Genomic DNA, 25,428 nt, shown 5'->3' on the forward strand with positions numbered 1-25,428 from the left:
GAAGTGCGTATTGCGACCTGGAATGTGAATTCGATTCGGGCCCGATCCGAACTCGTCGTCGAGTGGCTGACCAAGAACGATATCGACGTCCTTGCGATGCAGGAAACCAAGTGCGACAACGGCGAATTCCCGTCGATGAGCTTCGCGGTAGCCGGATACGATGTCGCCTACGTCGGCAGCGGTGGTCGCAACGGCGTCGCATTGGCCTCGCGAACGGTCCTCGAAGATATCGAGACGTCCTTCCCCGGGCAGCCAAGGTTTCCCGACGATGCCAAGGGCGAGTTGGAAGCTCGCGCTATCTCCGCGCGCTGCGGTGGAATTCGAGTCTGGAGCCTGTACGTGCCCAACGGTCGCGCCGTCGACGACCCGCATTACCTCTACAAACTCAAATGGCTTACCGCACTTCGGGATATCTCGTCCCTGTGGAAGGTGCATGACCCGGCCGCTCAAATCATGCTGGCCGGCGACTGGAATATCGCACCGACCGACAACGACGTGTGGGACCCCGAGTACTTCAAGGGTAAGACACATGTCACCGACGCCGAACGAAATGCATTGCGCGAGTTCACCGATACCGGCTTTGTCGACTCCGCCGCACCGTTCGCGGGTGACGCGTACACATTTTGGGATTACACCCAGCTACGGTTCGCCCGCAAAGAGGGCATGCGCATCGACTACGCGATGTGCTCCCCCGCCCTCGACGATCGGATCACCAATGCCTGGGTGGACCGCGATACCCGAAAGCTCAAGGGTGCGAGTGACCACGCCCCGGTAGTGTTCGAGATCGGCATTGGTTAGGCCATAACTCGCTGGTCGAGTGGCCCGCGACCCGATAGTCGAGTAAGCCACAACCCGCTGGTCGAGTGCCCGACGACCCGCCGGGCAAGTAGGCCACAACCCGCTGGTCGAGTGCCCGGCGAGGCGTTAGCCGAGCCGGGTGTATCGAGACCCCGGCGCAAGCAAACCCTACGCTGACCCGCGAGAACCGACCGACTCATCGATCGAGCCCAAGAACTCGTCGATGACCGGCCACGTACTCGCGACGGCGTCCGGTCCGGCGAGCAAACCCAGATGCGACGACTCAATCGTCTCGAACTCCACCCGCGGTGAACCCGTCAGCAGGCCCACGCCATGATTCGCGGCAGGCCAACTGCACAGAGCGTCGCGGTGACTGCCGAACAATTGGACCGGCACGTCGATGTCGGCGAAGTTTAGTTCAGCCTCGCCGATGGTGAGTTCGCCGGTCCGCAACCGGTTGCGATAGATGAACTCTTCCCACATCTGCTCGACGAGCCGACCGGGATACCCCGGAAATGTGCGCTGGAACCGGTTGATGACTTCCATCCGCTCCAGCGTGCGGGTGTTGCGCAGGTTCTGCAGGATGAACAGCGGCTTACGCAGTTCGCGCTGCCACGACGTCGCCCGGTAGGCCACCTGAACAACCGGTGCGGGAATGCCGCCCAACAGACGCAGCGGCAGCAGCGGCGCCTTGCCGCCATTGGGTCGCATCAGCGCGCGGGCCTCCCGGTATCCGGGGAGTGCGTCGTAGTCCAACGGTGTGGCGATCGCGGTGATCGAGCGGATCGACGTCTCGCCCCGTTGAGCCGCAGCGGCAGCGGTCAGCAACGACAGCGTTCCGCCGAGACTCCAGGCCACCAGATCCACCTGATCGCAGTCGGAGTCATCCAGGACTCGGCTAATGGCCTGCGGAATGATATCGAAGACGAAATCTTCGAATCCCATACCCCGATCGCCGTAGCCAATCTCGCCGAAGTCCACCACGTAGGGTGTGCGGCCGACATCACGCAGGTGTTTGACCAGGGAGAATTCGTCGGAGAGGTCATAGCAACTCGCTGGCGCGGCGATCGGCGGAACCAGCAATACCGGTGCGCCACCGGTATTCCCGTACCGTCGCAGCACGCGATGCTTCTCGTCGAATAGCACCGTGTGATCAGTTCCAGCGGAACGGCCGATTCCGTCGCCCAATGTCAGCGCCCACAGATTGCGGGCGCCGACGCCAAGTGTCGTGATCAGGTCGTCAGAGTCGTTGGTCCGCGACGCGGTTGCTTGTGACATGTGCCGTCTCTCTAGGTCGATATCGTCGATGCCATTATCGACTGAGACCATGCCGAGTGGCCAATCGGGCCGTCACCTACTCGTCGCGGATGGCTACGAACACCCGCTGATCCAGCATTTCGAGCGGATGTTCCTGGCGCGGCAACACGACGGCGGGCGTCAACCCGGCCGCGCGGAATCCGTCAACCCATTCGTCTTCGGTGAGGAAAATCCGGTCGGTCCCCGCACGCACGTCGGTGACACCGGCTTGCGGTTGTCCCGCACGGGGCGACATCAGCAGATGCACCGACGTCAACATCTGTGCGTGTGCGTGGACCGATTCGATCACCACCAACGCGCCGCCCGGATTCAGCCGATCACGCAACTTGGTCAACAGATCGCCGATGTGCAGAGCATTGTGCAGCACATTGGACCCAATAATGATGTCGTAGCGCTCGGTACCCAGATCCACGTTCATGTCGACAATGCCGAACCGCATCCACGGATAGTCGGCGAAATGCTTCCGGGCCGAGGCCAGGAAGAAATCCGAGAGGTCAGTGAAGAAGTAGTCGACGGGCAGGCCGACCAGACCCGCGGCTACGTCATTCGTCGTTCCACCGACGCCGGCGCCAAGTTCCATGATCCGCACCGGCCGACGTTGCTGTTGCAACGTGCCGACCAGGTCGGCGACGGCCGCCCGCGCACCGCGGTTGAGGTAGCTGCTGATCAAATTGTCGCGGTACGCCGCATCAGCCGCGGCCGTCCCGCCATCGGCAAAAAGGATCTCCTGCAACTGTTTACGATCCTGGACAAGCTCGGTCAGGTGCTCGTTTGATCCACCGAGGAAGGCCGCCATTTCCGGTCGATAGCCCAATTCTCGGCACACCTCACCCAGGTCGGCGCGCGACGGCGTCGGAACGGGTGCGACGTAGCGGTACTGTCGCGTTCGCTCGTCATAGTCGACGATGCCGTTACGCCCCAGTTCAACTAGCCACTGCCGTAACAACCATTGGTGTCGCGGCGCGAATTCGATGGCTGCCGCGATCTCTTCCTCGGTATGCGCCAGACCGTCAGCGAAGGCGGGGTACAGCGAGCGCATCATCGCGCTGAGACCGAACAAGTTGATATCCGTTCGGGCCGAACGCATTCGATCACTGTCAAGTGGCCCGTCGATCACTCCCTCCGCGACGGCACCCACCCGGTCGATCAGTTCACCGGCCGGAGAATCAACCGGTGCCGCAGAGACGACAACGGACGCTGTTGGTGTATTAGCCTGCGGTACAGCAGCTTTCGCATCTCCGATACTGCCAACGGACGGGCGGTCGCCAATCATCCCGATCACATCGTCGAGTGATGCCCCGCTGACCAACTCCGCGACCGGCAACTCAAACCCAAACTCCACCGACACCTGACGCCGTAACTCCAACGCCTGCAACGAATCCAGCCCCAACGCCACCAACGGCCGCGCAGTATCAATACTCGCCACATCAACCACACCGATCACCTGACCGACCATCGCCAACACCCGATCAGCGACATCCACACCACCCGACGAGACCGGCGCGACCACCGCTGATGGCGTCGGCGCGGGTGTCGGTGTCGGCATGGTCGCGGTCGCGGTTACCGACGGCCGGTCGCCAATCAACCGGATCACATCGTCGAGCGATGCCCCGCTGACCAACTCCGCGACCGGCAACTCAAACCCAAACTCCACCGACACCTGACGCCGTAACTCCAACGCCTGCAACGAATCCAAGCCCAACGCCACCAACGGCCGCGCAGTATCAATACTCGCCACATCAACCACACCAATCACCTGACCGACCATCGCCAACACCCGATCAGCGGTGTTAGCGCCGATCGATGGTGGGGCGGGCGCCACTGCCGGGGCTGACGCTGGCGCGGCAATCGGCTCGACTGCCGGCTTCGGCGCCACCGCATTGCTCGACAGTTTCGAGAGCAGTGGCCCGTACCCGAAACCACTCAGCACCGCGCGCGCACGTTCCCAATCAAACCCAACGACAACGGCGTTGCTGCCGGTCGGCACCGACTGCGCGACGTCGATCGCATCGTCGGCCGACATCGGCAGGTAACCGATCGCCTCCAGGCCCCGCCGGTCTGATGCGCCAGCACCGTCATGGGCTGCCCACAGTCCCCACTGCACAGATACGCACGCCACCCCGTCGGCGCGCAATCGGATCGCAAGGGCGTCGAGCATCCGATTGGCCGCCGCGTAGACCAGCGTCCCGCGACCGCCGATGGTCGCCGCGAAGGACGAACACAGAATTACCTCGGCCCGGTCAGAGAGCGTGACCGAGTTCAGCGCGCTGACAAGGCCGCTGACCTTCGCGCCCATCAATCCCTCGACATGCCCCGCTGTTACCTCGGTCAGTTCAATTGACCGGATGCCCATCAGGTCTGCCGCGGCGTGCACGACGAGATCTACTGGATGGCTAGCCAATTCGCGGCCTAGATCGACCACCGACTCGGCGTCGGTGATGTCACTGGCTATTACAGAGACATCGCAGGTACTCGCCTCGCGGATAGCAGCCAACGCCTCGGTGATCGGAGCGGTCTCGCCAGACCGATTCACCAGGGTGATCCGGCGTGTTCCGCGCCGGGCGTGGTACTCGCAGTAGGCCAGCCCGACGTCGCCGGTTCCGCCGATGACCAATACATGATCATACGAAGGAACATCGGCCCTGCGTTGGGAAACTTCTGCCGCCACAAGCCGTTTGGCGTACAGATCTTTGCCGCGCAATGCCAGTTCCGGCTCGGTCGCCGTGTGTAGAGCTGTGACGAGTTTCGCGATCGCAGCCGGGTCGACGTTGGACGGCAAGTCGATATGGCGGAACGAAATATCCGGGTATTCCGCTCCAGCGCAACGGAATCCGGCCGCGATCGCGGCCTGCGCCAGGTCAGGTGCGGCATCCGCGTCGAGAACATTCTCGCCACCGGTGGTGATCAGCCAGTAGTCGCCGACCGCCTCTGGCTTCGACCACCAGTCACGACTAGCGAAGAATTCCGCGGTTTGGCCAATCGCGTCACGCACCAAATCTTCGATGCCGCGCTGAGCGGTTGCGGACTGCGGCACCAGGATCACGGCTGTATCGATGGCTCCGTTTTCGCCCGCCGCCGCGACGTCGATCATCCGGGCTGTCGCGCCGTACGCTTCGGCCTGCTCGATCACCGAGGCGGCAAGATCGGCCTGGTTGCCGGTGTAATCGACGATGCCGATGGTGCGCGGCGCGACCGTCTTTCGACGAGACAGTCGGACCCATTCTTCGACGACATGTTGCGCCGATCGCACGGTCCGTGTCGGTACGGCGGGCGCCACCGGCGCTGGTGCGCTCTGCACAGGCACTACCCGGCGCGGTTGTGTCGCCTTGTCTCCCAACGGCATCCACAACGCCTGACGGTTCATCACCGTATTCGGGAAGTCGAGCAGAGGGAGGCCGAGGTCGTCAATGTCCCCGGTGCGCAGCGACGTCAACGAATACTGCAGGTCGCCGACGATGACGCTCGCGAGGTTGCGAGTGAACACCGACAGGTCCGTCGCCGAACGATTGGAGGTGCCGATGACGGCCTCGGAGCCCGAGCCGACTGCGGTAACTGTCTCGCGTACCGGAAGCGCGAGAGTCGGGTGCTCGGCCAATTCGATGAAGGTATCAGCACCACGCTCTACGGCCGCGCCGATCGCTTTGTCGAACCGCACGGCATTGCGAAGATTCCAGAACCAGTACTCGTCGAAGGGAAGCTCAGCGGTGATCGAATCGCCGAGTGTGCCCCCGATACAGTCAATTTCGGTCGGTGTGAACTGATCAGCGGTGAGTTTAGTTCGCGCGGTATCGAAGATGACGTCTTTGAACTGGCTCACCAGATTTGTATGCGCGGGATACTGGACGCCGATGACTCGACCGAATCGGCCACGCGCGGTGAATTGTTCGACGATCTCGGTCACAGTCTGTCGTTCACCCGAAATACCAACCATCCGAGGCGAATTCACCACCGAGATCTGCGCCCAGCCTGAGTAGCGGGCCAGCAGCGCTTCGGCTTCGTCTCGATCCGCGTCGATCACACCCATCGCATATTTGTCAGAGGCAATCGGCTCGACCACGCGAGCTCGCGTTCCCACCATCATCACCGCGTCCGGCAACGTCATCGTGCCGGAGACATAAGCGGCCGCAATCTCGCCCTGGCTATGTCCCACAACGACACTCGGCTCCACCCCAACCGACCGCCACGTTGCCGCCAGCCCGGCCATCTGCATAAACAGAGCTGGTTGTACTACTCGCGCCGGCTCATCGGAATCAACATCATCAGCGATGACATAGTCACGCGGCGATTCGCCGAACGCGTCAACAAACGCGTCGTGGCAAAGGTCAACTTCGGCACGAAACGCGGGCACCCCTTCGTAGAAAAGTTTGCCCATTCCCCGACGTTGTCCCCCCTGCCCGGGGAATATCCAAGCGGTCCGCCGCGCGATAGCCGGCTTGTCGTTAGTGACGACGCACGGGTGCGCTTCACCCGCCGCGATCGCGGTGACAGCGGCGTCCAACGTCGCACGATCAGACACCATTGCCAACGCCCGGTACCTGCGCACGGTACGGGTGCGCAGCAGCATCGTGGCGATCTCGTCACACGAGACAGACGGTTGTGCACCAAGGTATTCCGCGATCGCCGCACCTTCGGCGCGTAGCAGATCCGGACTTTCGGCGGACAGCAGAACCGGGACAGAACCGTCGGGCAGTCGATAGGTTGGCATGGTCGATCTCCTCAAGCAGAACAGATGGTCTTCTCGGCGCCCGGCTTATGTAGGGGCTTGTTCGCGCGCGTCTTCGGCGAGTAGTTCAACGATGTCCTCGAGGTGCTCGTTGAGATAGAAATGCCCGCCGTCGAAGACGGTCACCTCGACGTCGTCGCTGTGCTGGCGCCAGCCGTTCAGATCGGCAAGGGCGACGATCGGATCGCTGTCGCCGCCTAGCGCATGAATACGCGTCGCGATCTTCACGTCCAGTGGGCACCGGTAGGCATCAGCAGCGGCGTGGTCCGCCTTGAGTACCGGCAAGGCCATCCGCATCAACTCACGGCTGGCGAGCACGTCATTGCCGGTGCCTTGCAAGGCGGCCATGTGGTCGAGCAATTCCTCATCATCGGTCGGCGACGGTGGTCGAAACTCGTGACGGCACGGCGCGACCGCCGCCGACAGCGTTACCTGCCGGACCGGAATACCGGCGGCTTCGGCGAGCCGAACGAACTCGAAGGACGTCACCGCACCCATGCTGTGGCCGAAAGTCATGATCGGCACGCCGCGGTTATACGACGACGCGCGAAACTCCGCGAACGCCCCCGCGGCGATGTCGGCCAAATCTTCGAGCGGGGGCTCGGCCAGCCGGTCCTGCCGACCCGGATACTGGAAGATGATGACGTCGAAATGCGCGCTGAGCGCCTTCGACAGCGATCGATAAGCCGACGCCCCAGCTCCCGCATGCGGGAAAATAAGTAACGGAATACGTGCATCGACGTCCGGCTTGTGGAACTTCCGGATCCATCCTGGTTTATCCATGTCGAATAACTCCGCTTCGCGATATGACTATGGCTGACATACTTTTTCCCTTTCGATCGCTGCGCGTGTGGTCGCGAGCAGACTCACACTGCGCTGCCAGAGGTCGACTAGTTCATCGATCTGAGCCAGCGTGAATACCGCGTCGCTCCAGCGCACCGTTGTGGCCAGCTCCGGCTGCCCGTCATCTGCCGCTTGCACAGCCGCGATGAGGCTCAGCGGGAATCGCAGCGTCATATCCGGCTCCGGCGCAAGGGGAATCACGCGGTTGAGTTCCACATCAGTCACCATCGTCCAAGGACGTTCGGGACCGCCACTGTGATCGAACCTTCCGAGGTAATTGAACTCCACCTGCGGCTCGGCCGCCGCGACAATCTGCTGATCACGCGAAATATCGCGCAGCAGACCGTAATCGAGGCCCTGCTCGGGGACCGACGCCAGGTGGCTGACTACCGAATCAACGAGTTCTGCTATCCGCTTCGGGGACCGCTCGGCTTCCTCGAGGTCGACGGCGAACTCGCCGGCACCCAGCCGCGCTGGATACACGTTGGTGAACCATCCCGCCGTACCTGTCGTGTCGGTTCCCAGCGCATTATCGGCACGACCATGACCCACCAGCGCGATGAGCGAACCTTGCCGGTGGTCAGTGTCATGCGCTATTCGCCATGACGCCAAAGCCATTGTGAGAGCTGCCAATAGCAGCTCGCGCACACCGTCGGCACGAGTTACTCCGGCCAGCAACGCCGCGCTGTCACTAGGATTAATCGTGACCTCGGCGAGTCGCAGACTCGACCAGGTGACGCCACCCCGAACCACCGCACCCAGCGCCGGGTCCGGTGTTGCAACCTGAGAGAGCCAATACTCCTTCTGTGCAACGACTTCCGGTGTGTCCGCGCGCTCGGTCATCAGCTCACACCAACGACGATAGGACGTGATCTCGGTCGGCGGCTCCGGCTGCTCGCCAGCGACGATCTGCTCCCACGCCTGCGACAGATCGATCATCAAGACGCCCCACGAAACGACATCGATGGCGAGGTGATGGATCGTGAGGACAAGGAGATCCATGCTTGGTCCGCCACGTAATAAGTTGGCGCGCACCAACTCTCCGGCCCAGGGATTCATCTGTTCATTTGCGCGGTCAATCACCTTCGCGATTCGGTCCGCATTCGACGGCCCCGCCGGCTCGAACTCCTCTTCGGCGAGCACCGACGCCGCGAACACCGTTCCGGGTTCGCGCGTGCGCTGCCGAGTTTCGCCGTTCTCGTTAGTAACCAGGATCGACCGCAGCGTGTCATGACCGTCCAGCACCGCCTGCAGCATGGATTCGACATCCGCACGGGTCGCCCCATCGGCAACCCTCAACAACACCGTCTGAGTAAATCGACGATAGTTGTCCTGCTCGAACATCCAGGATGCGTACGGCAGCGGCATAACATCGCCGTACCCGTCGTGATCCTCGTCGGCCAGTTCACCGAGTCCGAGATCGACCGCGGCGGCGAGGTCGCGGATCGTCGGGTATGAGGCGATCAGGCGCACCGTCACAGCCAAGCCACGCTTCCGAGCTCTCGTCGCCAGCGAAATCGCGACAATACTATCGAGGCCCAGCTCGAAGAAGTCATCCTCGACGCCCGGTGCTTCTCCGTCGAATACCTCCGATATCAAGTCCACCAAAGCTCGCTCGGTATCGGTCGCGGCTACCGCACCGGCGTTTGAGCCGACTGTGGACATCGCTTCCGAAGCGAGCCGATTCAGTTCGCGCACATCGGTTTTGCCGTTCGAGTTCACCGGCAATTCAGCGAGCACCAGCAGTCGGGCCGGGATCATATATCCCGGTAGCCGCTGCCCGAGCTGAGCACGCAAAAGTGTAGGACTGAGTTCTGCGCCAACTGTAAACCCGACCAGTCCCGCTCCCCCGCCTCGACGGACCACGGCTACCGCGGCGGCGGTGACGTCCGGCAATTCACGCAGCGCCGTCTCGACTTCACCGATCTCGATCCGATAGCCGCGGATCTTCACTTGGTCGTCGGATCGGCCGAGATAGGCGATACCGCCGCCCCGCAAGCGGCGGACCAGGTCTCCGGTGCGATACATCCGCCGGCTCAACGCCCCTGTCCCGTCGGAGGTTTCGCCGACAAATGGGTCGGCCACAAAACGGTCCGCCGTTGTCCCCGGCCGGCCGACATACCCTCGCGCGACCTGCGGGCCGGCCAAATAGAGTTCACCCACTACGCCAGCGGGCACCTGCCGAAGCCGAGAATCGAGGATATAACCCGACATACCGGCAGTGGGCGCACCGATATTCGCCAGCGAAATATCTGAAAACTCCTGCGACACAGTAAGATTAGCGACAAGCGCTTCCACAGTCGCCTCGGTCGGTCCGTAACAGTTATGTACTGAAACGCCCGGCAATGCTCTCAGTCGAGCCCACAGCGCGGCATCGATCGCCTCGCCGCCGAGCGCCAGGATCGTCAAACCGCGGTCCACCACACCCGCGAACTCCAACTGCCGGAACATCGACGGGGTGGTGTCGATCATGTCCACACCGAACTTGGCGATACCGTCGACCAGGCGATGCGTGTCACGCATCGTCTCCTCGGAAAACAGTTGCAGCGCATGGCCGTCGAGTAATCCGATCATCGGCTGCCAGGAGGCGTCGAAGCTCAGCGACCACGCATGCGCGATCCGCAGGGGGCGGCCCAGCCGCGCTCGTCCCGGTCGGTACACCCGTTCGCGATGATCGGCGAAATAGCTGACGACCGCACCGTTGGTATTGACGACGCCCTTCGGCTCACCGGTCGAGCCGGACGTGAAGATGATGTACGCCGCCTGCGCCGGATCGCGCCGTGCCCGCGGCGACTCAACCGGTCGCGCTGCGATCCGGTCAACAGTCTTTGGGTCATCAAGGTCGATAACAAGCTCGCCCCGCGGTAACCCCGCGACGCCCTCGCCGCTAACGATGCTCGCTACCGGTGCGGCCTGAGCGAAGATCGACTCGATACGGCTGGCGGGCAGCGAAATATCAACGGGCACATACGCCGCACCGGCGGCGAGCACCGCGAAGATGGCGACGAGCGAGTCGATGCCGCGCGGCAGACAGATCGCGACGACATCTTCCTCACCGACGGTGTTAAGTTCGCCCGCCAGGCGCACGACGCGCGCGTAAAACTCCTCGTAGGTCAGCTCCGTGTTGTCGTCGGCGATCGCCAGCGCGTGCGGTGTCGCATGGACCTGACGCTCAAACGCACTGAAGATGGTCGTCTCCGGCTCGGTAGCCGTCAGCGCAGGAGTAGTCGCGGCACAAGCTAATTGGGCTCTTGTCTCCACCGACACGACATCGATGTCCCCGACCTCCGACGCCGCGCTATCCGGCAGAACGCGCAAGACGTGGAGAAGGCTCGCCGCCAGGTCGTCGGGAGTGAATGGCAGTGCCGACGCGACAGCCTCGACCGCGATCAGTAACTCGTCGCCGAGCAGATGAGATACCACCGTCAGCGGATAGTGAGTGAGGTTTTCCCCCATCACCGGAGTAAAGGTGACACCGTCACCGAAGTCTGTTGCTCCCATTGCCGCTTCCATCGGCGCGTTCTGGAACACAAACATCGCGTCGAACAGAGCACCCTGACCGGCTGCGCGTTGTACCGCCGACAAACTCAGATAGCCGATATCGCGCATCGCGGTCGATTCACGTTGCAACCGTTGACATTCCGTGACGACCGTGGCCTGTCCGTCAATCGTGAACGCGACCGGAATGGTATTGAGGAATAACCCGATCATCCGGTCGGCATCGGGCAAGCGCTCCGGCCGACCGGTGACAATCGTTCCGTAGACGACGTCAGAACGATCGACGAGCCGCGAAAGTACCAGCGTCCAAGCGAACTGAGCAGCCGTGTTGAGTGTGATCGACTGAGCACGGGCCCAATCTCGCAGGCGCGCGGTGTCATTGGTAGACAGTCGGTAGTGAGTGGACACCGGACGAGCTCCGGCAGTCGCTCCGATGCTCGACCCCGAAGCTGCTTCTGCGACCATCAGCGGGGCCGAGATACCCGACAGATAATCCGACCACTGCTGCCCCACCGCCGCAACGTCGCGGTCGGCTAACCAAGCGATGTAGTCGCGGTAGGGCCGCACCGGCGGGAGCGCCGTCGCGACGCCGCCTGCGAGGTACAGCGCCTGGAGTTCTGCGAAGAATACGCCCAGCGACCAGCCGTCCATCAGGATGTGGTGCACCGTGACGATCAACCGCCGACGATTCTCACCAACTGTGAGAAGTGTTGCCCGCAGCGCCGGCCCCCTACGCAGATCGAAGCCCTTGGCCACTTCGGCGGCGGTAGCGTCGTCAACTCCACGCGCGTCGACCGCTCGTTCGGCCCACGGCAGGGTGATGTCACTCGGCACGATCTGAACCGGCTTGGGAACATCGGTATCCCAGAACACCGCGCGGAGGTTGGGGTGTCGAACAAGTAGTGCTGTCAGGCTGCGCCGCAACACCTCTGGGTCTACTGGACCATCAATGTCCACCACCAGCGGGATGGTGTAGACATCCCCCTGGGGTACTTCACCGCCGGCACGTTCGGTTGCCAACTGCGCCAGCGAAAATAGCCCTTCCTGCAACGGACTAAGCGCCAGCACATCTTCGATCTGACTCACTGCCACATCCTCCGCATTACTAGGGTCCCTTCCGCGTCATCGTCGAGAACCGCACTGTCGGTGACGATCTGGTCCGGATGTGCCGCGATCTGCCGCAGTGTGTTCAGGAACGCGGCCTCGACGATGTCGGCCTCGTCTGGCTCGAAAGCGTCCGCCGCGGCGAGGATGATCGCCTCGACACTGTCACTGGGCAGCAAGGAGTTCGCCGGGAAGATCATCAGCAGCAGCGAATTATCCGTCGCGCCACCGCCTTCGAAAGTCTCCAGCCGCAATCCCGCGTCGGCGAGTAGTGCGGCGATCTCGTCGCGCCCGGGAGGATAGGACTCATAGACGAACATCGTGTCGAATAGTTTCCGGATGGTGCCGTTGGCACTTGCCGTTCGCATCGCCGATGTGAGCGGGTACTGCGGGTACTCCATGAGTTCGGTTCGGCGAGTATGACTTTCGCCGAGGAGCGATCGCCAGCTCGCGTGATCGTCAATAGTGATGACCGCTGGCACTATATTGGTGAAACAGCCGATCGCGGTATCCACGCCGTCAAGATCGGCTGGCCGCCCCGATACCGCTTCGCCGAACACGGTCGAAGGTTCGCCGGTGATCAACCGGAGGGTGTTCGCCCAAGCAACCTGGCAGATGGTGCTAAATGTCGCTCCTGCCGCTCCCGCGATATCGGTAAGAATAGCGACGAGTTCGTCGTCGAGGGTGAACGTGCGGGCCAAGGGCGCCGATCCGTCGCCCGTACCTCGGTCGGGTGCGACCAGGCAGGCACCCACACCGTTCATCGTTTCCGCCCAAGCCTTTTCGGTCTCTTCGGCACGCTCTTGCGTGAGTGCGAGGAATTTGCCGTACGTGGCCGGGTCGGCGATCGGGGGTGCGCCAGCCGATGCGTACTCGGCGAAGACCTCTCGCATGAGTAGCTGACCGGACCACCCGTCGAGCAGGATGTGGTGCATGGTCAACACCACCAGATGATGGCTCGGTTCCGGCAGCTTCAACACACTAACGCGCGTCAACGGCCCACTAGCCAGATCGAATCGTTCAGCGTTGTCGTCTGCGTTGAACTGTTCGAGTCGCGCGTCCACGTCCGCTGTATCGGAAATATCGATAAGCCTCAGCGGAACGTCGACGTGATCGGAGACAAGCGCGTGCGGCACACCGGTTTTCGACACCGCGACGCGGACTCGCAGATTTGGGTACCGGTTCACGACGGTGGCGAACGCGGCTCCCAGCCGCTCGATATCGAGTTGGCCGGAAATCTTGATCAGCGTCTGAGTGTTGTATACATCGCCGGCCCCAGCGGACAGCGCGGTGTAGAACAGGCCGGCCTGCATCGGCGCGAGCGGATAGACGTCGGTGAATTCGCCAGTTGCCTGTCGCCAGCGACTCAGGTCATCCAGGTCCACTCCTGCGGCGAGGACATCCGACGGAGTCAGCCTGCGACGGTCATCGGCGCGCACCGCTTTTACCAAGTCCGCCAACGCATCTCGCCAATACTCGACGAGTGTTCTGACTTCAGCCTCGGCAATCGCACCGACCGGGAATCGAAACGATGCCCGCAATTGGGCGGCGGCGCCGTCAACGATAGTGACCGTGTTGACGTCGAGTAGCGCGGGCGCCGGTGCCGTCGGATTGGCATGGCCGCCCAGATAACCGAATTCGGGGGCGGCATCCCACGGATCGGGTTCTCCCGCACCGGCTTTGGCGAAGCGGCCCATGTAGTTGAAACTAATTTGCGGGGCGGTATGCGATTCGAGCGTTCGTCGGGTCTCCGGGTTGAGCCAACGCAGCAGGCCCCAGGCGATACCGGAATCGCGGACCGCAATCGACTGCTCCTTGACCAATGCGAGCGAAGACTCGACATCGACCACCCCCGCGCCGTCGGCACCGAGCGCAGCAGGGTACGCCGTCGTGAACCAGCCGACCGTATTGGCCAATTGCGCACCCGCGAAGAGGGATTCGGCTCTGCCGTGCCGCTCCATGGTCACGGCAACCCGTCCGGTCGCCTGTCCCTTGCCAGCACGGAAGCGGTTGACCGCGACGGTCAACGCGGCCAGTTGCACATCGAGGAAACCCGCTCCGAAAGCAGTGGCAACCGCGGTCATCAGATACTCGGTGTCACCGGCCGCGATCTCGGCGGTCACCTCTGCGACCGTGTCCACCGTATCCGTCAGCGGATCGAAGGCCCGGGTACCTAGAACGGGGTCGGGAGTAGCGGCGATTCGGTCCCAGTCGGCCAGTGACTGGGTAATCGCCGGATCGCTCGCCAGACGAGCAACGTTGGTACTCCAGGAACGCATCGAGGTTTCGTCGATCTGCTGGGCGAGCGGAGACTCCCACGCCTCGCGCAAGTTTTCGGTGATGATGCGCCAGGAGACACCGTCGACGACGAGGTGGTGAATCACCAAAAGCAGACGCCCTACACGTGCGTCATCGGTGTGCACCCAGATCGCGGCGACGGTGCGTCCCACGTCGGGGTCCAGGCGCGCGGCCTGCACCTTGAGTTGGTCGTTAAGCACCTCGCCCGCGGTGGCGTTCCACTCGTCCGACTCCACCGTGACATCGATGAATTCTATTGTGTCCGAGGATGTATCAGCCGGAATATGGAAGGCGAGTCGCCCGGCGCTGTCCTCGACCAGCGACGCGCGCAACATCGGGTGACGGGCGATGACGGACTCAACGGCAGCCCGCACACGCGGTCCGTCAGCATCGGGCGGAGTGACGACAGCCGTAGCCAACGCGAAACCGGTGCGGTCCACATTCTGCTCAGTCCACATCGTGGCGATGGGGTTGAGTGGCACCCATCCGCTCGGTCCATCCACATCCACCAGCGCGGGAGCTTGGTCGACCGTGACGATTCCGGTGGCAGCGGCGATTCCGGCTACCGACCGTGCCGCGAAAAGCGCACTGGTGGTGATCTGCCAACCGACCTTTTTCAGTTCCGCGGCAATCCGGATTGCGCTGATCGAGTCGCCGCCCAGTGCGAGAAAGTCGTCTCCGGCGCGTAATGCCGCGGGATCTGCCAGTCCGAGTACTTTCCCGATCGCTGCCGCGACCGCGCGTTCGGCATCGCCGCGGAGTTCACGACCGTTGCCCGACTCTGCACCGAGTTCTGGCACCGGCAGGGCTTTGCGATCCAGTTTTCCGTTGGCGGTCAACGGAAGTGCGTCCAACGCCAACAATGCGGTCGGCACCATATAGTCGGGCAACCGAGCGGAGAGATGGTCACGGATCGCCGCGTCATCCACGTCGTCGGCACCCGCGGCCGGTACGTAGTAACCGACTAACGCCTCGGCATGGACGGCCACCGCGGCCGCTGCGATTCCCGGTGCCTGACGCAGCACTGAACTGATCTCACCGAGTTCAATCCGGTGGCCGCGAACTTTCACCTGATCATCGGCACGACCAAGGTATTCCATCGACCCCTGGCCATTCCACCGAGCGATATCGCCGGTGCGGTACATTCGAGCACCGCCCTGGTCGGCGAACGGGCACGCCACGAACGCGGTCGCACTCAAATCCGGTCGCCGATGGTATCCGTGCGCCAACTGAACGCCGGCTAGGTACAACTCGCCGACAACGCCGGGGGGCACTGGCCGCAGGTGATCGTCGAGCACGTATACCGATGAATTCGATTCGGGCACACCGATTAACGCCGGTTCCACGCACTCGCCATAACGCTCGCGCGTACGGATCGAGTCGGTGAAATCCTCGTGCATGATGTCCATCGCGGCCTCGGTCGGGCCGTACAGTCCCAGCACCGTCCCGCCGAATACGTCGCTCGCCTCGCTGACGAGTTCGGGCGGCACTGCCTCCCCGCCGAGATAGACATAACGCATCGACGCCAGCAGTGCGGGGTCGGGACCGGAATCGAGCAGTGCCCGAACCACGCTGGGCACCAACGAGATTTGGGTAACTTGGTGTTCGGCGATGATGCCCGTCAGCGATTCGACGTCGGCCTGCCACCAATCGGCCGGCGGCAGAACGGTTGCCGAGCCGGTGCACAACGCGTTAATCAATTCGAAGACCGACACGTCGAAGCCGACCGGCGCCTTCTGCAGGATGCGTTCCATCCCGAAGGCGAAGTGTTCGGCCATCCACTGCACGTGGTTCGCCGCGGCGCGATGTCCGACCATCACACCTTTGGGCCGTCCGGTGGTGCCAGACGTGTAGAGCAGGTATGCGGTGTCGAGTGGATGCACCGGGCGAGATATCTCGTTGTCGGCCAACGGACTCGAGGACAGCGAGGCGAGTTCGGTCGCTGCTGCGCCGTTCCAGACATCGATGATGTCCCACTGACCGGCGACAGACAGTACTGTCGCCGAGGCGCACACGATCAGGCGCAACTCGGCATCGTTGACCATGTACTCGACACGATCAGCGGGATAACTTGGGTCGATCGGCACGTACACCGCGCCTACGCGCAGAATCGCGCTGAATACGATCGGCAGCCATTCGCTACGCTCGGCGAAGAGCCCGACCTTGTCGCCTGGCACCACACCGCGATTGATCAGCAGTCGTGCAACGGAATTCACCCGGGCATCAAATTCCGCATAGGTGAGTTCGGTACGGCCGAAGACAACGGCCACTCGGTCGGGATACCTGCTCGCCGACGCTCTGATCATCGCATCGAGGGTTTCCGGTTCGATGGGTACGAGCGGACCATGTGCGGACTCGTTCAGTCGCTCACGATCATGCTCACTGAGGACCAACAGATCGGTAACAAGTTTCTCCGGCGCGGCGGCCGAAAGCATCTGATCGATATAGTCGTGCAACCGAGTGATTGTTGACTCGTTGAAAAGGTCTGTGCGATAGGTTATTTGGACGTCGACTCGGTCATCGAGCAGAAACACTTCGACCGCGATCGGAAGCAGCGAAGCGCCATGATGTGCTAGCTCCCAGCTTGTCTGCACACCTGGCAGCTGCGGTCCATCGATCGTCTGCTGCAAGAACAGCACCATCGTGTCGAAGAGCCCAGAGCCCACGTTTCCGGTCACCCGGTTCACCGCGCGCACAATCGCCTCCTGCGGAAACATCTTGTGTGCGAACGCTTCGGTGGTAACGGCGGCGGTGTGCGCGGTCAGCTCGGCGAAAGTCGACGCCCCCGCACCGGTGAACCGGAGCGGGAGCATATTACTCAAGTTCCCGATCAAGAGATCGGTCCCGGCTTCTTCGCGGTTGGCGACGGTGGTGCCGACGACGATGTCGGACTGACCTGTGATCTCACGCAGGGCGAGATAGTACGCAGCTAGAAAGACCTGAAATGGCGTTGCCTGCAGACGATTTGCCAAGTCACGAAGGTTCTTGTCGGCAGCCGGTCCGAGCAGCCGATCGAGCCGTTCGCCCCGCTCGGTCTCGACAACCGGACGGCGGTCGTAGGGCAGTGGAAGGTCGGCCAGTTCAGCCGCACCTGATTCGCCGATGAATCGAGAGGCCCAGAAGTCGATTTCACCAGAATGGTCGGCTGCCTCGAACGCATCTTGCTCGGCCTCGGCGAAATCGGCGACCTGCAGTTCCAGCGGTTCGACCCTCACCTCGCCAGAGATCGCTTGCGCGTATGCTCGTTCCACGTCCCGCGACAGAGCGGGCAAAGTCATTCCGTCCCAGGCGATATGCTGGATCACCAGGATGACGACCAGAGTGTCGTCGGATACCCGGACGAACTGCAGTCTCATCGACGATTCCGCGGTGAGGTCGAATTCCTCATGCGCGGCATCGGCTACCAACTGGTCGATCTGCGCGGTCGCCTCAGCCGCAGTCGATCCGGTCAGATCTACGGTGCCGACTCTGGGCGGCAAGTCATCGTGGATCTGCTGAAACGGCGCTCCACCCTCATCGGTGTGATACGTGGTGCGCAGAACTTCGTGCCGGGCGACCAACGCTTCGAAGGAACGGCGCAGTGCGTCGTCGTCGACCGATCCGCGGAAAGTCAGTGCGAGACAAAGGTTGTAGGCGGTACTTCCAGGATTGATCTGCTGGTGTGCCCACACATAACGCTGACCGAAGGACAGCGGTGCGCGGTGTCGATCGCGGCGACGCGAAACCGCGGGTGCGGTGGCTAATCCCTCGGCGGCAAGCCGCGCCGCCATCGCGCGCTGGAGGTCGTCGAGTGTTCGCATCTACTGTCCCCCACCGAATTTCGCTCCCAGTGCGGCGAGTGTCGACGCGTCCAACCCCGACGCGCTCATCGGTGCGCTCTGCACCGGTGAGTCACTGGCACCGTCGGCATGCTCAGCACTGCCCGAACCCGAGTCCAGCGCGGTCGCCAATTCATGCACGGCCGGGGAGATAAACACGGTCTGAACATCGATGACATAGCCACGAGCGGTGAGATCAGTGACCATCTTCAGGGCCGCGATGCTGTCGCCGCCAAGTGAGAAGAAGGTGTCCTCGCGGCCAATCTCGTCGTCGTCGTCAAGCTCCAGAACATCCCGGATAGACTGTACGACAACGCGTTCCGACTCTGAAACGGGCGGACCCCCCAGACCCGACAGTTGGGTGAGTCCACCGGAATCACCGGAGAATAGCGTCACCCCGACGCCGCCGGCGGCGATATTCCCGTCGAGGTCGCCGGCCCATGCACTCGCCCGTTGGCCGATTCCCGCGGCAAACGCGTCAATTTCGGGACGTCCGGCCAGACGCGGCGGGAATGACACGACAATCGTGGCACCGGAATAGTCAAGTTCGACGTCGATCGCGATATCCACGCCCTCGTCCTGCGCGCGCTGGCGGACCGATTCACGAGCGGTGATCCCGGCACCGCCAACGGTGGTCCGAGGAGTCTGGCGCACGGAGAGTTGCGCCTGATAGAGGCGCTCGGACGCCATTGCTTGTCTCGTTTGCTCAATCCGGACCTCGGAATGACCGCGCGCCGCCGAGATCAGTTGCGCGGCATCGGCGATCAATGCGCGCGGCGACTGTACGGTGACGCGGCTGCGCAGCGGCAACCGGTTGGCAACCGTGCCGACGAGGCCGGCCGTGGCTTGGTCCACACGCGCGTCATCGACCAACCCGATCACCACGTCGTCCCCTAGGCCCGCGTCGCGCAAAGCAACGGCCGCAAGTGCGACCGCCACCGCGGCGGCAGCGTCTTCGGTGTTCTCCTGTTCCGGAGAGAGCGCCGCGATGGTCGCTATCGGGATCGTCACGGTCCGGCGTGCCGGACCTGAACCGGCGGGAACCTCGACAATCGGGACGTGACCTGCCGGCTCACGCAGATGATCGGTCCAATAGGACCGATCAGGATCCGACGCCGATGTCGCGGCGACCTTCTTTAGTTGTGCCGCGGCATAATCGCGGTACTGGCTGGGCACGCCGACAACGTCGTCGGCGAAGAGTTCAGCGACGATCAGGTCAAGTGCGGCATCGTCAGCGGCCACCGGATGTACGGCGACAGACAGCACGTCGCGACCGGAAAGGCGGTGTAACCGGATTCGAATCGGGAGCTCAGATCCCAGATCAAAACCATATGTCGCATCGTCGATCAACGCGCCCAGCAACGCCGATTCGTCTCGGTCGTCTTCGATGATCTCCAGGACCCTGTCGGGTGCCGCGACTATCCGTTGATACGGCCGCCGGCGATCGTCCGGATATACCCCGCGCAATACCTCGTGACGAGAGACCAATTGGATCGTGGCTGCCTCCAACGATGCCACATCCAGAGCACCGTCCAGGTCAAGCGCGACAAACAGATTGATCGCGTTGCCGCGACGATGGGCCATCAGCGCGGCCATTTGCGGCAGCGACAGCGGAAGTGGCCGCTCTGTCGGTTGAGCGGGAGCGTGTTGCTGCTCAGGCGTTTTCGTCATTGTGTCCCTCTACTGAAAAATCGACAAAGTCTCGGGCCGCTTCGGCTAGTTCGGCGAGCCCGTGGTTCGGGTGGTCGGCGAAGGTCTCCAGTGCGCGCTTCACGGTCCGGGCGAAGACGTCAAGTTCTCCGTGTCGGTAGCCGCTGTCGCCGGCGGTTACCCGAACCTGGAAGCCGCCGTGGGGCGCATCGATGAACTCAAATCGCAAGCCATCGCCCGGGCCGATGCGCGAAGTCCGCACCTCGCCGAGCAACCCCGGACCGAACTGAACCTGCGACGGCCAGTTCTCTTCTCGCACTTCAACAGTCGCCCAGACATTCGGCCGCGACCGCTGCTGCGCAATAGCCTGTGCCGCGAGGACCTCCGCCGGAAGGTCGCCGACGCCATACGCGCCGAGAGCCGCATCTCGGGACTGTTCGAGCACCATGCGCAAGGTCGGCGAGCCCGAAAGGTCATGGCGCAACACGAGCACGCCGGAGAGCGGTCCGACCATAGTCGCCATCGCCGCATCGGCTCGACCGGAAACCGATCCGGCGAGCGCGATAGTCGTACCAGCACCGAGCGCGTTGAGCGCGACGGCAACCATCGCCTGGTAGAACATGAACTCGGACGCGCCGTCGGCGGTAGCGAGCCCGCGCAGTCTGCGTCGCAGACCGGCGTCGATCTCGAAATTCGCCGGATCCGGCGAAATATCCTGTCCTCCAGCGATTTCGGTATCCGATAGCAGCAGGGTTGGCTCCGGGATACTCGCCAACATGGCATCGAGTCGGTCCACTTCCGCGGCGAAGATTTCTACGCACTCAGCCTGCCAGTAGACGTGATCGGTGTAGTCGAACTCAGCGGCGGCTCGTCCGGGCCGTGGCGCGGCGTCCTCGTGACGCCCATATGCGTGCGCCAGTTCGTCCACGATGACCTGCAACGACCAGCTATCGGTGATCGAGCGATGCATTGCCAGGGTAAACACCCCGGTAGTTCCATCGGTGAATAGCCTGGCCCGCCAGAGCTTTTCACTTCCCAGATCGAATCCCCGCCGCTCATCCTCGACGAGGACCGTGGCGAGGTCGTCGGCTTCCACTCGCTCAACCGAGAAATCGATGGGCGCCATGCCCAAAATCTCATGCCGCGCAACGACCTCAGAGAGCGCATTCGCCACCAGTGCCGAATCGGGCTCAGCATCGAAGGTGACTGTCGCCCGTACCTGAGCATCACCGCCGTGGGCGGACGCAATGTGTTGCGCGGGAGACGGCGGCACCTGACCGGTACGTGCGTAACTGCGGATCGCAGGTGCACGGCGCGTTGGCAAAGTCTTCGGGGCGGCCTCAACCAGGGCCGCGAGGCCCGCGACGGTGGGATGTTCAAAAAGGTCGCGGATCGCAGTCGCTACCCCAAACTCCGTTCGCAGCGTATTGACCAAACGACTCGCGATCAGCGAATGCCCGCCGAGTTCGAAGAACGAATCGTCGGCGGATACCTCTTCGGCTCCGAGCAATTCAGCGAAGATTTCAGCGATACGGCGTTCTGCACGCGACTTTGGACGCCTGCGGTCTCTGGTTCCTACCCGCTGGGCTGGCGGCAGAGTCGCCTTGTCGAGTTTGCCCGCGACCGATCGCGGTATGTCGGCGAGTACTGCGTAACGCCCTGGAATCATGTAGTCCGGCAAAGTCTTCGCCGCGTAGGCGCGCAGCTCTGCGAGGTCGATTTCGGTATCAGCCGCAGTGAGGTAGGCGGTGAGCCCGCCCAGGGGGTCGTGGTCGTCGTCGACGACCACGACAGCGTCACGCACCGTTGGGTGACTGTTCAGCGTCGCTGCGATTTCACCGAGTTCCACTCGATGACCGCGGATCTTTACCTGCTGGTCCGCACGGCCCACGAACTCTATGTCACCCCGGTGACTTCGTCTCGCGAGATCACCGGTCCGGTATAACCGCCGCCCGGAGCAGAACGGGTCGGCTACGAAATGTTCGGCGGTCATCGTCGGCCGAGAAAGGTATCCGCGGGCCAATTGTGGCCCGCCGAGATAGATCTCGCCGACCACGTTGTCGGCGACGAGTTGCAGACGCTCATCGAGGATATAGGCGGTGACGTTGCGATTGGGCTGCCCGATCGGCACGATCTGGCTTCCCTGAATATCGCGGATCGAGTAGTGGGTCGCCGACACCACCGCTTCGGTTGGTCCGTAATAGTTGCGCAGATCAGCCTCGTAGACTGCCGCGAACCGATCGGCGACATCGCCGGGCAGGGCTTCACCGCCTACCGGAACATGGGTCAAATCACGCCACTCACGCGATTCGGGAAGCGCCAACAGTGCGCGTAGCAGCGACGGAACCACATGAAGTACGGATATGCGATGACGCGTAATGACTTCTGCCAGATAGGACATGTCGCGGATCCGCTCCGCATCGGGAACCACTAGTGTCGCACCATGATTCAGAGTGACGAATAGGTCAAGCATCGATGCGTCGAAGCTGACCGACGATATCTGCAGTACCCGTGCGGCGGCTGTCAGATCCCACTGAGCGCCGAATCCCGTGATGTGGTCGCAGATCGCGGCGTGCGAAACCGGCACGCCTTTGGGTGTGCCCGTCGAACCCGAGGTGTACATGACGTAGGCCAGATTGTCCGCCATGAGCGGTCGCACTCGTTCGGCGTCGGTGACCCGATCCACCGATTCGGTGCGGGCCTGCGCTTGGGCGTCGGCCAGCGCCGCCGCGTCGATGACAATCCGCGGCTTCGCATCCGCGATCAGATGTTCGATACGTCCTTCTGGATATGCCGGATCGATCGGCAGGTAAGCGGCACCAGATTTGAGCACCGCGAGCATGGCAACTACGAATTCAGCCGACCCGGACAGCCGGAGCCCGACTAAGTCTTCGGTTCCAATTCCGCGAGCGATTAAGTTGCGCGCCAATTGATTTGACTGAGCATCGAGGTCACGGTAGGTGAGCCCACATTCGTTGACGGCAACGTCGGAGACGATCGCCAACGAATCAGATTCAGCTCGCGCGGAGACCAGATCTACCAAGGTGCCGGCTGCGGGGCGAGCTTGTACGCCGGTGGATCGCGCAATGATGTTGGCTCGCTCCGCGTCGCCCAACATATCGAGTTCGGCGACCGCGCACGATGGTTCGCGTGACGCCGACTCCACTAGCCGCCGAAAATGGCGAAGCACCTGCTCGACCATCGCGTCGTCGAGATGGCCCGTCTGCGCGTCGAGCACCAAGGCCGCGCCGTCGACGCCGACATCGACGCTCAACTGTATCGGTACACCGACAAGGGTGGGGCCGGCATGTCGCAGTGAAGCCCGGTTACCGTCGAGGGCAAGGACACCAGATCGATCGACCATGGAGAAGCCCAGGCGCACAACCTGTTCCATGCCATCGCGATATCGGCTACGAGTAGGATTCAGCGCGCGGACAACATCGTCGATACCCACCGCGCGGTGGGTATCGGCGTCGGACAGCGCCGCATCGACTCGCGTCACAAGCTCGGCGAACGACTCACCGGGATCGACACCTGCGCGCAGTAGCATCGTATTGGCATAGCAACCAATGGAATTCGCGCTACCGGCGTCGCGTGTCGAGGTTCCCACCGCGATCGCGAAATCTGCCGCGCCGGTATACCGCTGAATGAGCACCGCATATACGGACAGCAACACAGCTTGAAGTGGAAAGCCACCCGAGGCAGCGAACTGATTGGCCGTTTCGATCTCGGCGCCAGCATCCACTCGAATGCGGACCGCCTCGCGCGATGGCGTGGACCGTATACCGCCGGACAGGTCAACGGGTTCGGGCAGTGGCTGAAATTGCCTGCGCCAGAACGTGACATCGGTCGACGCACTCGAGTCAGGGGTGGACTGCGGCGAGATCGCGGGGAGCTTCGCCGAGTGGTCGGTATAGAGCGCACTGATGTCACTGGCAACCACCGACAACGACTCGTCGTCAAACGCGATTGCGTGCGCCGAAAGAGCAATAATCGCGTCATCCCCGTTGCGATGAATCAGGGTGATTCGCAACGGTGCTTCAATCCGCAGGTCGAACGGCCGCATGGCGTCACGCCGCAGCAGTACCTCCGCCCGACGGCGGGCCGCTCCGGGCGAGAGGTCGGCCAGATCAACGGTGTCCCACCGCGGTGCGACCCCGCTGATAACCCGCGAGGGTTCGCCGTCGGCGGCCTCGGCAAATGTACTGCGCAGCACGTCGTGGCGAATCGCCAACGCGTCGAACGCGCGGCGTAGCCGGTCGGCATCGACCGGACCTGCCAATTCGTAGACCGCGCGGAAGTTGTGCACCGCCGACCCAGGCTCGCACAGATACCGGAACCATGCCCGGCGTTGCGCCGCGGTCAGCGGATATCGCGGTGCTACATCGGGTGATTGGACCTCCGGCGCTTTCCTACCGGCCACCGACGCCGTCATGAAAGTTGGGGGGTATCACACAGATACCCGCCGCGCCGGAAGAAGTCGGCGCCCTCGTGTTCTGTGCCGTCAGCGGTACGGATGCGGTTGACGACGAGCGCATAGTTGTTGCCACGCTTGGGATCCGGTCCGCAAACGACCGCACCGCCACCTTCTTGGACGATGACGCGACCCGCGGTTCCGCCGTAACGTGCCGTGGAAATTGCCGCCGCGAGGATTTCGATCTTCTCGCCGCGATAGAAGGAGTACGCGCGCGGGTACGGCTCGGACAGGGCACGCACGAATCGCTCAAGGTCCTCTGCGGTATCGGTCCAGTCGACAAGACTGTCTCGTTCCGAACGCTTATGGAAGTAGGTTCGTGCGGCCTTATCTTGCGGTCGCCACTGTGGTTCACCCGACTCAACCGCCGCCAGCGCCTCTTCCACCGCCCCAGGGATGAGATCCATTCCGGCGTAAACCAATTCGGTTCCAGTGATTCCGGGCGGTATGGGTAGTCGCTTCTGTACCAGGATGTCTCCGGTGTCGAGTTGTTCATCCATCCGGTGCACGGTGAGCCCAAATTCCTCCGCGCCGCTGATGAGTGCCCACAGCACCGGCGAGAAGCCGGTGAATTTCGGCAGCAACGAGTCGTGCAGGTTCAGGGTGCCGTGTGGTGGAAGGTCGTAGAGTTCCTTGGGCATCCAGGTGTACCAGCTATTGACCACGATAAGGTCCGGCTCGGCGCGCTTGACGATATCGATCGTCTCGGCGTCGGCGCGCTCGGTCAGATGGACCGGAATGTCGTTGGCGCGCGCGAGATCCTCGACCGAATCAGCCCAGCTTCCCTTGTACGCATCGTCGCTCGCCGGGTGGGTCACGGCGAGCACTACGTCGTGGCTGGACGCGATTAGTGCGGCGAGGGTGCGTTGGCCCCACGTTTGGAAGCCGAATGACACGATGCGCAT

9 protein-coding genes are annotated in these 25,428 nt (G+C 62.7%); 1 reads left to right on the forward strand and 8 read right to left on the reverse strand.

What is annotated here, in order from left to right; genetic code table 11:
- Positions 1-3 precede the first annotated feature (3 nt).
- Positions 4-798 (forward strand): exodeoxyribonuclease III, encoded by a 795-nt coding sequence (locus GOEFS_RS05685; RefSeq protein WP_007316938.1) that lies wholly within the window; start codon positions 4-6, stop codon positions 796-798.
- Between the two features lie 168 nt (positions 799-966).
- Here the strand turns inward: GOEFS_RS05685 and GOEFS_RS05690 are convergent, their stop codons facing one another.
- The 8 genes from GOEFS_RS05690 to GOEFS_RS05725 form a co-directional block, all read right to left on the reverse strand.
- The gene (locus GOEFS_RS05690) at positions 967-2,031 is read right to left on the reverse strand and encodes an alpha/beta fold hydrolase (RefSeq protein ID WP_040524575.1); all 1,065 of its coding nucleotides are present in this window, start codon (positions 2,029-2,031) and stop codon (positions 967-969) included.
- Between the two features lie 121 nt (positions 2,032-2,152).
- Positions 2,153-6,820 (reverse strand): nocobactin polyketide synthase NbtC, encoded by a 4,668-nt coding sequence (nbtC, locus tag GOEFS_RS05695; RefSeq protein ID WP_007316940.1) that lies wholly within the window; start codon positions 6,818-6,820, stop codon positions 2,153-2,155.
- Positions 6,821-6,865: 45 nt separating this feature from the next.
- Positions 6,866-7,621 carry a thioesterase II family protein gene (locus tag GOEFS_RS05700; RefSeq protein WP_007316941.1) on the reverse strand — a complete coding sequence of 252 codons (756 nt, stop codon included), beginning with the start codon at positions 7,619-7,621 and terminating at the stop codon, positions 6,866-6,868.
- A gap of 27 nt (positions 7,622-7,648) precedes the next feature.
- Positions 7,649-12,265 carry a non-ribosomal peptide synthetase gene (locus GOEFS_RS05705; protein ID WP_007316942.1) on the reverse strand — a complete coding sequence of 1,539 codons (4,617 nt, stop codon included), beginning with the start codon at positions 12,263-12,265 and terminating at the stop codon, positions 7,649-7,651.
- Positions 12,262-18,381, reverse strand: a complete 6,120-nt coding sequence (locus GOEFS_RS05710; protein ID WP_007316943.1) for a non-ribosomal peptide synthetase — start codon at positions 18,379-18,381, stop codon at positions 12,262-12,264. The genes GOEFS_RS05705 and GOEFS_RS05710 overlap by 4 nt, the downstream gene beginning before the upstream one ends.
- Positions 18,382-20,070 (reverse strand): condensation domain-containing protein, encoded by a 1,689-nt coding sequence (locus GOEFS_RS05715; RefSeq protein ID WP_007316944.1) that lies wholly within the window; start codon positions 20,068-20,070, stop codon positions 18,382-18,384.
- On the reverse strand, positions 20,054-24,484 hold the full coding sequence (locus tag GOEFS_RS05720; RefSeq protein WP_007316945.1) for a non-ribosomal peptide synthetase: 4,431 nt from the start codon (positions 24,482-24,484) through the stop codon (positions 20,054-20,056). Before GOEFS_RS05720 ends, GOEFS_RS05715 begins: the two co-directional genes overlap by 17 nt.
- Positions 24,481-25,428 (reverse strand): methionyl-tRNA formyltransferase, encoded by a 948-nt coding sequence (locus GOEFS_RS05725; protein WP_007316946.1) that lies wholly within the window; start codon positions 25,426-25,428, stop codon positions 24,481-24,483. The genes GOEFS_RS05720 and GOEFS_RS05725 overlap by 4 nt, the downstream gene beginning before the upstream one ends.

Origin of the sequence: Gordonia effusa NBRC 100432, from assembly GCF_000241305.1 — a bacterium.
Taxonomy (GTDB): domain Bacteria; phylum Actinomycetota; class Actinomycetes; order Mycobacteriales; family Mycobacteriaceae; genus Gordonia; species Gordonia effusa.

Bases quoted from the DNA above. Each gene is read 5' to 3' on its own strand.
- nbtC (WP_007316940.1), bottom strand. From the start codon at position 6,820: ATGCCAACCTATCGACTGCCCGACGGTTCTGTCCCGGTTCTGCTGTCC.
- GOEFS_RS05700 (WP_007316941.1), bottom strand. From the start codon at position 7,621: ATGGATAAACCAGGATGGATCCGGAAGTTCCACAAGCCGGACGTCGAT.
- GOEFS_RS05710 (WP_007316943.1), bottom strand. From the start codon at position 18,381: ATGCGAACACTCGACGACCTCCAGCGCGCGATGGCGGCGCGGCTTGCC.
- GOEFS_RS05715 (WP_007316944.1), bottom strand. From the start codon at position 20,070: ATGACGAAAACGCCTGAGCAGCAACACGCTCCCGCTCAACCGACAGAG.
- GOEFS_RS05720 (WP_007316945.1), bottom strand. From the start codon at position 24,484: ATGACGGCGTCGGTGGCCGGTAGGAAAGCGCCGGAGGTCCAATCACCC.
- GOEFS_RS05725 (WP_007316946.1), bottom strand. From the start codon at position 25,428: ATGCGCATCGTGTCATTCGGCTTCCAAACGTGGGGCCAACGCACCCTC.